Below are 12,023 nucleotides of genomic sequence, written 5' to 3' on the forward strand. Positions count from 1 at the left end.
TATCCTCTTTCTTGAACACGTACTTATAGAACAAAGGAGAAAGTATAATGGCTGAATTAGCAAACTGCTCCCGCTGTGACGCGGTATTTGTTAAAGGACTGCGAGATATATGCCAGAGCTGCTATAAAGATGAAGAAGCAGCATTTGAAACGGTTTATAGTTTTCTACGGGTAAGAAAAAATAGAGAAGCAACACTTCAGGAGGTTGTGGAAGCTACTGGAGTAGACGAGATGCTCATCCTGAAATTTGTGAAACAAAAAAGATTAAGAACATCACAGTTTCCTCAACTTTCCTATCCTTGTGCAAAATGTGGAGAACCGATTGTCCAAGGAGAAATGTGTGACAAATGTACGAAAGAGTTAAAGGTTGATTTGGAGAGGTTTGAGAAAAATAAATCACTTGAGCAAAAAAGTGGGCAAAAAAAACCAGGTAGAACGTACTATTTATTTGATAAATCTTAATTAATACTTTAGAAATCATAAATAATACCGATATAATGAACAAGAGAATATAACCATTGGTATCTATAAAAGAAGAATATTCAAGTAAAGAGGTGTGATTACCATGAAGATTAACGGTCCTAATCAAACGAACTTTAATCCATATAAGAGTCATCTACAAAAACAAACGGAGATAAAAAAAGAAACCAAACAAGACCAATTGGAAATCTCTAATCAAGCAAAACACCTACAAGAGAGCGAAAAAACAAATCCAGCGCGTGCAGAGTATGTACAAAATATTAAAAAAGCAGTAGATGCTGGTGAATATAAAGTCGACCCAGAAAAGACCGCGCAAAAAATGATCGATTTCTGGTCAGGTAAATAGAGTTTTTGGATAACAGGGAGGACAACACCATGTCAATTCAGAAAGTGCAAGAAGCATTAAATAGTCTAGTAAAGCTTCATGAAGCTCTACTAGAAATCTCCCGAGAAAAAACAGAGGTTATAAAGGAAGGGAAAGTAGAGAAACTGCAGTCCATTCTTGTAAAAGAGAGAAAGCGGATTCGTGAACTAGAACAGGCTGAGACTGCCCGTATCCAAACAGTTGAAGCCTTTGTTAAGGAGCATCCATCCGTTAGCGATCCATCCATTACTTCCTTATTGGAGCATTTGGATAAAGAGGAAGAAAAGACGGAACTTGAAGCCAGTGCCATTTCGCTAACAGAAGCAATCACAAAATTAAAACAACAGGAGCAGCTTAACCAGGCATTAATTAACCAGTCTATGCAATTTGTGCAGCTCTCCCTTGATTTAATGAATCCCTCTCTTAAAAACTTGAATTATGGGGAAGGGAAGGCAGCTTCTTCTGCTGGCAAACGATCGGTTTTTGATTCAAAGGCTTAATAAAGAATAAAGGAGTAAGATGATGAGCACATTTCACGGATTGGAAATGGCCAAGCAAGCGTTGTTTACCCAGCAATCAGCGCTCTATACAACAGGTCACAATATTTCAAATGCAAATACAGAAGGTTACTCTAGACAACGGGTTAATTTCGAAACGATGAATCCTTTTCCTGCTGGATCAAGGAATCGTCCTGAAATTCCTGGCCAACTAGGGACTGGTGTGCAAGCTGGTTCAGTAGAGAGAGTAAGAGATAGCTTTCTTGACTACCAATACCGTTCTGAGAACAGCAAAACGGGGTATTGGGAATCGCTTTCCAATTCTTATGTCAGAATGGAAGGCATTATGAACGAACCATCAGATAATGGATTATCAAAAACAATGGATAGTTTCTGGCAATCACTTCAGGATTTAGCAACAACGCCTGAAAATTCAGGTGCGAGATCTGTTGTGGCCGAACGAGGCCGCGCTGTGGCTGAGACATTTAACTATTTATCTGAATCATTAAGCTCTATTCGAACAGACTTGAAAACACAGATCGATGTATCTGTAAGTGATGCCAACTCGTTGCTAAGACAAATCGATGGAGTAAACGCACAGATAAGTGCATTAGAACCACATGGCTATCTACCTAATGATCTTTATGATGAACGAGACAGATTAATAGACAAGCTTTCTGGCATGATGAACATCAAGGTTAGCTATGACAAGAGTTCTGAAAGCTCTCCCGATATAGCAGTTGGACTTGCAAGCATTGAAGTTGTCGATAACAAAGGGAAAGCACTTACCCCACCTGTTAAACTTGTTGATGGTACCAATGCAGGCAATCCAGGGGCAGTAAATGAAATCAGTGTGGATTACGCAGATGATAATACAGCTGCAGTAACTGGTCTTACTGCTGGTGGCAACTCTATTATGTCATCAAATGGTTCTATCAAAGGACTAATTGATGCATATGGTTATGAGGCAGAAGACGGAGACGGTGTTACTGGAACCTATACAGATATGTTGACAGACCTTGATAAAATGGCGAAGACTTTTGCAGAGGCGTTCAATGCAGTACATCGTTCAGGTAAGGATCTTGACGGTAACGCAGGCGTGGATTTCTTCGAATTTAAAGATGGTCTAGATGGTACAGCAGAGGGCTTAACAGTTAACCAAGATATCCTAGATGAACCTGACCTTATTGCAGCTGCACCAGGTGACGAAACAGGTAATACAGGAAATGGCGGGAATGCTTCGAAGCTAGCAGAGGTATTTAATGATACATCATTAGCAGAAGACCCACTCGGGAAAAATACTTCCGTTAATACATTTTATCAATCTTTAATTGGGGAGATGGGGGTACAATCTCAAGAAGCTAATAGAATGACAGCAAACGCTAATGTTCTTCGCTCTCAAGTAGAAGATCAACGTATGTCAGTAAGCTCTGTTTCACTTGATGAGGAAATGTCTAATATGATCAAATTCCAGCATGCCTATAGTGCTGCTGCAAGAAGTATGACCACAATTGATGAAATGCTTGATCGTGTCATCAACAATATGGGATTAGTAGGAAGGTAGGGGAAATAAATGCGTATAACACAAGGAATGTTATCCAATAACATGCTACGAAATCTAACGTCCAGTTATTCAAAAATGGATACACTGATGGATCAAGTTAGTACAGGCAAAAAGATAAACCGCCCTTCCGACGATCCGGTAATTGCGATGAAAGGAATGGGCTACCGCACAGAGCTCAAGCAAATTGAACAATATAAACGTAATACAAGTGAAGTTCATAACTGGATGGATAATACGGATTCCGCGCTCGATAAAGCAACGCAAACCATGCAGAAACTGCGGGAACTTGCAGTACAGGCAAGCAGTGATACATATGATGCTTCCGAGCGTGAAAACATCATGAAAGAAGTAAAACAGTTGAAAGAGCATATGACGGATATTGCCAACACCAGTGTTAATGGGAAATATATTTTTAATGGGACAGACACAGAGACACCGCCTGTTAATGAGGGTGGCGAATTTGATCCTTCCAGTACAAGCCCAGTATTAATTGATGTGGCTGGAGGTACGAAGCTACAAGCGAACGTAAATCCCGAAGATGTTTTTGGGAATGATTTATTTGCAAACATTGATTCATTTATTGCAGACCTTGAGAGCAACGATCAAGAAGCGATCGAAGGTAATATATCGAGCCTGCAAGGTGGGATTGATAACATCATTAATGCTCGTGCAGACCTCGGGGCACGAATGAATCGCCTAGAGCTAGTTGAAAATAGGTTGAGTGAACAAGAGATTGTCGCCACTCAGACAATGGCTGAAAATGAAGACGTGGATTATGAAAAAGCCATTACGGAATTGATTACCCAGGAGAGCTTACATCGAGCAGCATTGTCTGCTGGCTCTAAAATTATTCAACCGTCTTTAATTGATTTTCTTCGGTAATTTCTCATAAACCCTGACCCAGAAAAGGGAGCAGGGTTTATTTCATTTTAAATAATAGAATCTCAAACAGTGATTATTCTAGATGATAAGGTGGTGGAATAAGGTGAAGTTACCACAAATCAGGATGCAGTCCCAAATGGCACAAATTCAAATACAGCAAACACCGGCTAGACAGGAGATCAGGCAACCGAAAGCGGACCTAACTATTCAACAGCCGGCGGCAGAGATGACGATGAAGTCGACGCCCTCTAAATTAAAGATAGATCAAACGAAAGCATGGGAGGATATGAACCTCATGCATATTTTTAAACGAAATGATCGTTTTGCACAGGAAGGTCTTGCAGCGGTGAAAGAAGGAATGGCACGGCGTGCTAGGCAGGGCACAGCTCTGATGAAGATTGAAAACGGCGGGAAACCGATTACAATGCAAGCAAAGACTAATTCTGAAGAGCCAATGAAATCGCTCGAACTGACGTTTATCCCATCAGCCTTTAGTGTGAAAACAAGCTATCAACCATCTCAATTAGATATTTCGGTGAAAACCAATGCACCTATAATCGAAGCTAAGTCAAACAAACCGGAAATAAGCTATATTCCAGGTAAGGTGGAAACAGGTATGAAACAGTATCCATCATTAGAAATTGATTTTGTTAATTTACACGGTGGGGATGAATAATGGGCGACGTTGAAATAGTTCACTATATTATATGTGAATACGAAATTTTCTATTAGACGAAAGGAAGGTTTTTTTGAGAATTCAAACGAAGTATTTAGACGAAGTGGAAGTAGAGGAACAGCAACTGATTCATTTTGCAACAGGTATTCCTGGCTTTATGGATGAAAAACGTTTTGTATTATTAGAATTAGCGGATAATCCTTCTTTTCATATACTACAATCTGTTGAGACAAAGGATGTTGCTTTTGTTATAACAAGCCCTCATGCCGTGTATCCAGATTATACGATTAAACTGGATGACGCCATTATGGAGAGTCTGCAGATAGAGACCGAAAAGGATGTTCTATTATTTTCTATTGTAACGTTAAAGAGTCCATTTCATAAAAGCACATTAAACTTAAAATCCCCACTCGTCATTAACCCGAGAAGTAAACGAGGCAAGCAATATATCGTAGCGATAGATGAATATTCTACAACAGCTCCAATTGTTCCCGAGACACCAATGGAAGCGAAAGGGGAGTAACAATGCTTGTACTTAGACGAAAAAAGAATGAGTCCATTCAAATAGGTGAAGAGATTGAAATCAAAATTCTCGGCATTGAAGGAGATCAAGTGAAGATAGGGATTGAAGCACCAGGATCTGTAGATATTTACCGCAAAGAGCTTTACATAGATACAAAACAGCAAAATAACGAGGCACTTAATATTTCAGAAGACTTGCTACAGCTTCTGAAAAAAACAGAGAAGTAGTAGAAGTTTTCTTATTCTGCTTCATATTATTTTCTATTTAGCCGATATAAAAATTGAATAATACAGTTGAGGAGTTGCATGGACATGCGATTAGAAAATGTGATAAATAACTCACAACCTCTTCTATCAAGTGAAAACACCAAGACTATCGCTCCAGAGATAGATAGAACCAGTGAAAATAGCAAGGCCATAAAGGATTTTGACAAGACAGATATAAAGAATGCTACCAACGCATTAAATGATTTGATGAAACCGTTACATACAAATTTGAAGTTTGAACTTCATGATAAATTAGAGAAATACTACGTTACGGTGGTAGATTCTGAAACAAAAGAAGTAATTAAAGAAATCCCTCCAAAGAAGTTTTTAGACATGTATGCCCAAATGGCAGAATTTATGGGGATTTTAATTGATGAAAAAGTATAGTGCCTTAAAGGTAAAGGAGGAAAACCCATGCGTATTGGTGGACTTGCATCAGGAATGGACATTGACCAACTTGTAAATAAGCTAATGACAGCAGAGCGAATGCCGCTTGATAAAATGCAACAAGACAAGACTCTACTGGAATGGAAGCGTGATGGCTTCCGTGAAATTAATGCAAAACTATCTGAACTAGATAATTTAATGCTAGATATGAAATTGAGTAAAACATACAACCCGAAAACAATCTCCTCCTCTATGGAAGGTGCAGTAACCGCAACTGGAACACCAAGTTCATCTAATGGCACTTTTGAAATGAAGGTAAGTCAACTAGCTTCAAATGCTATTAATGTAAGTGAAAATGAATTAGGGATTGATCCAACCAAAACTTTGGAGGAACAGGGAATAACACCAGGTGGTAAAATAACTTTTCAAACTTATAATGATGCTGGAGAAGCTGTTAATCATGAAGTAGAAGTAAAAGCAGACGATTCATTAAACAGTCTTCTAAAGCGAATTACCAATGAGGATAATAATGTCCGTGCATTTTATGATTCGGGAACAGATAAAGTTATCATGGAAACGACACGGACGGGCGATTACAATCCAAATGGAAATGAAATTACTTTTGCAGCTGGGTCTTTCTTTGATTCAGTTTTACAAATGGATCAAGTAAATGAAACAGGCGGACAAAATGCAAAATTCGAATATAACAACAGTGGCCTTGAAATGGAATCCAAAACAAACAGTTACAAGATGAATGACATCACCTTTAATTTCACTGATACAACAGGAAATGAATCTGCCAAGATGACGGTAACCAATGATGTGGATGCATCTGTGGAAAAGATTATGAAGTTCGTTGACAAATACAACGAAGTGGTGGAAATGATAAACGATGTTCAAAAAGAAGAAAGATATCGCGACTATCCACCACTAACAGATGAACAGAAAGAAGAAATGTCAGAGGATGAAATAGAACGTTGGGAAGAACGGGCGAAAAGCGGTATTCTCCGAGGGGAAACTTCCTTAACGTCAGGGCTATTTGATATGCGTCAAAGCTGGTACTCTTCAGTTGAAACAAGTGGTGAATATAATTCCCTAACGCAAATTGGCATCACCACCTCCTCTAACTATCTGGATGGCGGGAAGTTGATTGTAGAAGAAGATGACCTCAGAGCTGCCTTGCAAGAGAATCCTGCAGACGTACAAAATCTATTTGCTAATAGTAGTGAGGGAGATGATCGGGGGATTATCAACCGATTAGAAGATTCACTAGATCGGACAATGAATACAATAGGGGAAAGGGCTGGAACAGCTACTAGTACTACACTAGAAAGTTATACCCTTGGTAAACGGATGAAGGATTTAAATACACGGATATCTGCTTTTGAAGACAGGTTAACTCAAGTTGAGACACGATACTGGAATCAATTTACTGCGATGGAAAAGGCTATTTCTCAAATGAATAACCAGTCTGCTCAATTAATGTCGCAATTTGGCGGGGGCACGATGTAAAGTGGAATACCAACAGAGGAGTGAGTGTATTGTCGACTAAGCAGTACCAGGCGTACCAGAACAACGCAGTAAATACAGCATCTGGCGGTGAATTAACGCTCATGCTTTATAATGGATGTATTAAGTTCATTAAGCAAGCGAGCAGGAATATTGAGAACAATGATTTTGAACAAAAAAACACCAATATCCAAAAAGCACAAAACATTATACAAGAACTTATGATTACGCTAGATCAAAAATTGGAAATTTCTCAGCAAATTCTTCCCTTGTATGAATACATGCATTTTCAGCTTAAAGAAGCGAATATAAAGAACGACCCAACAATCTTGCAAGAAGTTCTTGACCTAACCGTAGATTTCAGAGATACATGGAAACAGGTCCTGCAAAAGAGCCGACAGACTACTTATACACAGGGCGCACAAGTGTAATGAATCGTCTAAAGCCGGTATACGATGTCACCATAAGACTTGAAAAAGTACTGAGTCAGGAGACAACAGCTAAAAACAGAGAAGCAATTATAGAGCAAGTAAACCAGTTAATAGAACTACGGGGTGAGCAGATGAAAAACATCACTGCTCCTTTCTCTAGCGAAGAAAAAAAACTGGGACAAATTGTTGTAGAGAAGAATCGGACAATCGAGGGGAAAATGGAAAACCTTTTCCGGGACCTAAAATTAGAAATGAAACAAGTTAAGAAACAAAAGAAGTCTAATCGGACCTACATTAATCCGTACGAAAAAGTTAGGGCTCGAGATGGAAAGTTTATGGACAGCAGAAACTAATTCATAAAGCTCTGGCTCAACCAACCTAAAACCACGAAGCGAAATGCTTCGTGGTTTTTTATACTTTGGCTTGATATTCAAGTCGTTTGTAAAGTTTTTCTTAATAAATTAGCTATCATCTCTAAAAGTTTGTAAATTTTATGAAGCCCGTGTAAAGCGGTGTAGCAGGCTTTCATACAGAAAATTCACACAAAAGCACGTTAACCATAAATTCTAGCTAAGTTTATGCAGGAATTTTCGTGGGAAACATAGTATACTATAGATAGAAGATGAAAGGAGGACACTTTAATGAAATTTAACATTCGTGGTGAAAATCTAGAGGTGACTGGCTCAATAAGAGAATATGTAGAGAAAAAGATCAGTAAACTAGAGAGGTATTTTGATTCAACGCCAATATCGGATGTACATGTCAATTTAAGTGTCTATAATGATGAGCAGCGAATAGAGGTTACGATTCCAATGACAAACCTACTATTACGCGGGGAAGTTCAACACATCGACCTGTATGCTGCCATTGACTTGGTTGTCGATAAGCTAGAAAGACAAATTCGTAAGTATAAAACAAAAGTAAATCGCAAAACAAGACAAAATGGTGCAGCAAAGCACGTCTTCGCAGACTTGGAGAAAGAAGCCGCGAGTGTAGCGGTTGAAGAAGAAACTTCAGATATTGAGATTGTAAGAACAAAGCGATTTAACCTTAAACCGATGGATTCTGAAGAAGCAGTATTGCAAATGGACATGCTCGGACACGCATTTTATGTTTTTACAAATGATGTCTCGGGAGATACCAATGTCGTGTATCGAAGAAAAGATGGACGCTATGGCTTGATTGAACCGAATGCTTAAAAATATAAATTAAAAACGAAGGCGACCCCTATCAAGCGAAGGGGGTCGCCTTTTTTACATTCCATCAACATTAATGTCGAAAAATGTAGATCGGTTTACCGAAATTAAATTTTAGATGAGAGTTTTCTTCAAAAAGAGCCTTGTTTGTGCAAAATACGTGTCGAATAACAGTATTTCTAGCTTAATTTTTGTCGAATGGATAGCCGAAACAGAAAAATGCGCATTAGCCAAAAAGCCCTATTTCATGATATAAATAAGTCAATGGACCCAGGAGGTGTGATATGAGTGAAAAAGAAAGAAGATTATTAGTGACATTGTCAAAAAAAGTACAACAGCAAGAAGAGACGATCACGCAGCTGGTAGAAATTATTGCAGCAACTAATCGAAGAGTAACAGACATATCTGCCAGTCAAGATTCGTTAACGGGAACATCCTAAATATCCACGCAAGATAAGTTGCCTTCCAACCACGTAACCTCAACATTCCTCAAAGCAAAGAGCAGTTCATCCCCGGGCTGCTCTTTTCATCTTTAAATCCTGATTAATCTCGTAACAAAACGAATTATATTTTCGACAACCATGCGTTTATCAGTTGGGCAAGCAGTTGTCATCTTTCTTTATATAGTGTTATTATTAATTGTGGACTATATACTATTTTTCAAATGAAATGTTGAAATTGAGGAGCGTTTGCTATGGCTGGATTAATTAAGAAGATTTTTGGTGATGGTAACCAAAAACAAATTAATCGATTACAAAAAAAAGTAGATCAAATAGAGGCTTTAGAGCCTGAAATAGAAAAATTGACTGATGACGGTTTACGATTAAAAACAGAAGAATTTAAACAGCGTTTTGAACAAGGGGAAACGCTTGATGATTTATTAGTTGAAGCTTATGCCGTAGTACGGGAAGGGGCAAAACGCGTTCTTGGAATGCGTCCTTTCCAGACACAGCTTATGGGTGCGATGACTTTGCATGAGGGGAATATTTCAGAAATGAAAACAGGGGAAGGGAAAACCCTTGCCTCTACCATGCCGGCATATCTCAATGCAATCTCTGGTAAAGGTGTTCATATTATTACGGTCAACGAATACTTAGCAGACCGTGATGCGAAAGAAATGGGTGAACTTTATTCATTTCTAGGATTGACAGTCGGCCTTAATGGTAATGGGCTTACGAAAGAACAAAAGCGTGAAGCATATTATAGCGATATAACGTATGGTACAAACAATGAATTTGGCTTTGATTATCTGCGTGATAACATGGTCCTTTACAAAGAACAAATGGTTCAGCGCCCATTGAATTTCGCCATTATTGATGAAGTGGACTCGATTTTAATTGATGAGGCAAGAACACCACTTATCATTTCAGGTTCTTCGAAAAAGTCAGCCTCCCTTTATCAGCGGGCAGATGGCTTTGTTAGTAACCTATCTAAAGAAACCGATTATACGTATGATGAAAAAACCAAAGGGGTACAACTTACAGAGGACGGTATTACAAAAGCTGAAAAGTATTTCAACATTGAGAATTTATATGACCTTGACAATGTATCGTTAACACATCATATAAACCAAGCACTAAAGGCACATGTATCAATGCACCGAGATGCAGATTATGTGGTACAAGAAGACGAAGTGGTGATTGTCGATCAGTTTACCGGACGCCTTATGAAAGGACGCCGTTATAGTGATGGCCTACACCAAGCGATTGAAGCTAAAGAAGGGCTTCAAATTCAGAATGAGAGCATGACGCTCGCTTCGATTACGTTCCAAAACTTCTTCCGGATGTACAATAAGTTGTCTGGTATGACAGGAACAGCTAAAACCGAGGAAGAAGAGTTTAGAAACATCTACAATATGGATGTTATTGCAATCCCAACCAATAGAGAAATAGTGCGAGATGATCGTGCTGATCTGATTTATAAATCGATGGAAGGTAAATTCCAGGCTGTAGTAGAGTCGATCAAAGAAAAGCATGAGACAGGTCAGCCTGTCCTTGTTGGTACGGTTGCTGTAGAGACATCTGAATTAATCTCCCAAATGCTGAAGAGGGCTGGAGTTCGCCATAATGTATTAAACGCGAAGAACCACTTTAGAGAGGCCGAAATAATTGAAAATGCTGGTCAAAAGGGTGCTGTAACAATCGCCACCAACATGGCTGGCCGTGGTACTGATATTAAACTTGGTGACGGTGTTAAAGAGATAGGTGGACTAGCTGTAGTTGGTACGGAGCGTCATGAATCAAGACGTATTGATAACCAGCTTCGTGGACGTTCAGGTCGTCAAGGTGATCCAGGTATGTCGCAATTTTATCTTTCTATGGAAGATGAATTAATGCGTCGCTTCGGCTCTGATAACTTAAAATCCATGATGGAACGCCTTGGTATGGATGATAGCCAGCCGATCGAAAGTAAGATGGTATCCCGTGCAGTTGAATCAGCGCAGAAGCGGGTGGAAGGAAATAACTTTGACGCACGGAAAACAGTCCTTTCTTATGATGATGTGTTACGTGAACAACGGGAAATTATATATAAACAGCGTTTTGATGTGATTGAGTCAGACGGCAAAGAATTACGTGACATCATTGAAAAAATGATTGTTTCTACATTGGATCGCGTTGTTGCGACACATACACAGGACGATGATGAAGACAAATGGGATTTAAAATCCATCGTTGAATTTGTGGAAGGTAACCTTCTTCCACCAGAAGATATCACAGAAAATGACTTAAGTGGAAAAGAACCAGAAGAGATAAACGCATTCATTATGGATAAAGTCCGTAGCCGATATGATGAAAAAGAAGAAGAATTAACAGAAGAGCAAATGCGTGAGTTCGAAAAAGTCATTCTTCTGCGCACCGTTGACACTAAATGGACCGATCACATTGACCAAATGGATCAGCTTCGTCAAGGAATTCACTTACGGGCATACGGACAAAACGATCCACTTCGCGAGTATCAGCTTGAAGGGTTCGCCATGTTTGAGGTCATGATTGAGAACATCGAAGAAGAAGTTGCGAAATATATTATGAAAGCACAAATTAGAGATAACTTACAACGTCAAGAAGTTGTCAAAAATACGCAAGCTGTTTCCGGAAACCAAGAGGAGAAAAAGAAAAGCCGTAAACCATTTATAAAAAAACAGGATGTAGGAAGAAATGATCCATGTCCTTGTGGAAGCGGGAAAAAATATAAAAATTGCCACGGAAGTTAAAACGGAAAACACTCTCTTTGTATAGGGAGTGTTTTCCT

At 39.0% G+C, this 12,023-nt stretch carries 15 protein-coding genes; all 15 read left to right on the forward strand.

Annotated features, from left to right (window positions below; all coding sequences use genetic code 11):
- The first annotated feature begins 47 nt into the window (after positions 1-47).
- The 15 genes from AC6CHS_RS11390 (at position 48) to secA (ending at position 11,985) form a co-directional block, all read left to right on the forward strand.
- Positions 48-461, forward strand: a complete 414-nt coding sequence (locus AC6CHS_RS11390) for a TIGR03826 family flagellar region protein (protein WP_498236142.1) — start codon at positions 48-50, stop codon at positions 459-461.
- Between the two features lie 103 nt (positions 462-564).
- On the forward strand, positions 565-825 hold the full coding sequence (gene flgM, locus AC6CHS_RS11395; protein WP_498236144.1) for a flagellar biosynthesis anti-sigma factor FlgM: 261 nt from the start codon (positions 565-567) through the stop codon (positions 823-825).
- 29 nt (positions 826-854) lie between these two features.
- Positions 855-1,343 (forward strand): flagellar protein FlgN, encoded by a 489-nt coding sequence (locus AC6CHS_RS11400; protein WP_498236146.1) that lies wholly within the window; start codon positions 855-857, stop codon positions 1,341-1,343.
- A gap of 22 nt (positions 1,344-1,365) precedes the next feature.
- Entirely contained in the window at positions 1,366-2,904 is a 1,539-nt protein-coding gene (flgK, locus tag AC6CHS_RS11405; RefSeq protein WP_498236147.1) for a flagellar hook-associated protein FlgK, read from the forward strand.
- Between the two features lie 9 nt (positions 2,905-2,913).
- The gene (flgL, locus tag AC6CHS_RS11410) at positions 2,914-3,786 is read left to right on the forward strand and encodes a flagellar hook-associated protein FlgL (RefSeq protein ID WP_498236149.1); all 873 of its coding nucleotides are present in this window, start codon (positions 2,914-2,916) and stop codon (positions 3,784-3,786) included.
- A 103-nt stretch (positions 3,787-3,889) separates the two neighbouring features.
- The gene (locus AC6CHS_RS11415) at positions 3,890-4,462 is read left to right on the forward strand and encodes a DUF6470 family protein (protein ID WP_498236151.1); all 573 of its coding nucleotides are present in this window, start codon (positions 3,890-3,892) and stop codon (positions 4,460-4,462) included.
- Between the two features lie 73 nt (positions 4,463-4,535).
- Entirely contained in the window at positions 4,536-4,985 is a 450-nt protein-coding gene (gene fliW, locus AC6CHS_RS11420; RefSeq protein WP_498236152.1) for a flagellar assembly protein FliW, read from the forward strand.
- Between the two features lie 2 nt (positions 4,986-4,987).
- On the forward strand, positions 4,988-5,212 hold the full coding sequence (gene csrA / locus AC6CHS_RS11425; RefSeq protein ID WP_498236154.1) for a carbon storage regulator CsrA: 225 nt from the start codon (positions 4,988-4,990) through the stop codon (positions 5,210-5,212).
- An 84-nt stretch (positions 5,213-5,296) separates the two neighbouring features.
- Positions 5,297-5,638, forward strand: a complete 342-nt coding sequence (flaG, locus tag AC6CHS_RS11430) for a flagellar protein FlaG (RefSeq protein ID WP_498236156.1) — start codon at positions 5,297-5,299, stop codon at positions 5,636-5,638.
- Positions 5,639-5,665: 27 nt separating this feature from the next.
- Positions 5,666-7,150: a flagellar hook-associated protein 2 gene (locus AC6CHS_RS11435; RefSeq protein ID WP_498236158.1), complete on the forward strand. Its 1,485-nt coding sequence runs from the start codon at positions 5,666-5,668 to the stop codon at positions 7,148-7,150.
- 29 nt (positions 7,151-7,179) lie between these two features.
- Positions 7,180-7,578 (forward strand): flagellar export chaperone FliS, encoded by a 399-nt coding sequence (gene fliS, locus AC6CHS_RS11440; RefSeq protein WP_498236160.1) that lies wholly within the window; start codon positions 7,180-7,182, stop codon positions 7,576-7,578.
- Entirely contained in the window at positions 7,518-7,931 is a 414-nt protein-coding gene (gene fliT, locus AC6CHS_RS11445) for a flagellar protein FliT (protein ID WP_498236161.1), read from the forward strand. Before fliS ends, fliT begins: the two co-directional genes overlap by 61 nt.
- A 288-nt stretch (positions 7,932-8,219) precedes the next feature.
- Positions 8,220-8,777, forward strand: a complete 558-nt coding sequence (hpf, locus tag AC6CHS_RS11450; protein WP_498236163.1) for a ribosome hibernation-promoting factor, HPF/YfiA family — start codon at positions 8,220-8,222, stop codon at positions 8,775-8,777.
- Between the two features lie 281 nt (positions 8,778-9,058).
- The gene (locus AC6CHS_RS11455) at positions 9,059-9,214 is read left to right on the forward strand and encodes a hypothetical protein (protein WP_498236165.1); all 156 of its coding nucleotides are present in this window, start codon (positions 9,059-9,061) and stop codon (positions 9,212-9,214) included.
- A gap of 254 nt (positions 9,215-9,468) precedes the next feature.
- Positions 9,469-11,985, forward strand: a complete 2,517-nt coding sequence (secA, locus tag AC6CHS_RS11460; RefSeq protein WP_498236167.1) for a preprotein translocase subunit SecA — start codon at positions 9,469-9,471, stop codon at positions 11,983-11,985.
- The last annotated feature ends 38 nt before the right edge of the window (positions 11,986-12,023 follow it).

The sequence above is a fragment of the Oceanobacillus sp. GQ8 genome (genome assembly GCF_059758495.1).

What these genes read in the sequence shown, in the direction of transcription:
- AC6CHS_RS11455 (WP_498236165.1), top strand. Translation starts at nt 9,059, where the DNA reads ATGAGTGAAAAAGAAAGAAGATTATTAGTGACATTGTCAAAAAAAGTA.
- flaG (WP_498236156.1), top strand. Translation starts at nt 5,297, where the DNA reads ATGCGATTAGAAAATGTGATAAATAACTCACAACCTCTTCTATCAAGT.
- flgM (WP_498236144.1), top strand. Translation starts at nt 565, where the DNA reads ATGAAGATTAACGGTCCTAATCAAACGAACTTTAATCCATATAAGAGT.
- AC6CHS_RS11390 (WP_498236142.1), top strand. Translation starts at nt 48, where the DNA reads ATGGCTGAATTAGCAAACTGCTCCCGCTGTGACGCGGTATTTGTTAAA.
- flgL (WP_498236149.1), top strand. Translation starts at nt 2,914, where the DNA reads ATGCGTATAACACAAGGAATGTTATCCAATAACATGCTACGAAATCTA.
- secA (WP_498236167.1), top strand. Translation starts at nt 9,469, where the DNA reads ATGGCTGGATTAATTAAGAAGATTTTTGGTGATGGTAACCAAAAACAA.
- flgK (WP_498236147.1), top strand. Translation starts at nt 1,366, where the DNA reads ATGAGCACATTTCACGGATTGGAAATGGCCAAGCAAGCGTTGTTTACC.
- fliT (WP_498236161.1), top strand. Translation starts at nt 7,518, where the DNA reads ATGGAAACAGGTCCTGCAAAAGAGCCGACAGACTACTTATACACAGGG.
- hpf (WP_498236163.1), top strand. Translation starts at nt 8,220, where the DNA reads ATGAAATTTAACATTCGTGGTGAAAATCTAGAGGTGACTGGCTCAATA.
- csrA (WP_498236154.1), top strand. Translation starts at nt 4,988, where the DNA reads ATGCTTGTACTTAGACGAAAAAAGAATGAGTCCATTCAAATAGGTGAA.
- AC6CHS_RS11435 (WP_498236158.1), top strand. Translation starts at nt 5,666, where the DNA reads ATGCGTATTGGTGGACTTGCATCAGGAATGGACATTGACCAACTTGTA.
- AC6CHS_RS11400 (WP_498236146.1), top strand. Translation starts at nt 855, where the DNA reads ATGTCAATTCAGAAAGTGCAAGAAGCATTAAATAGTCTAGTAAAGCTT.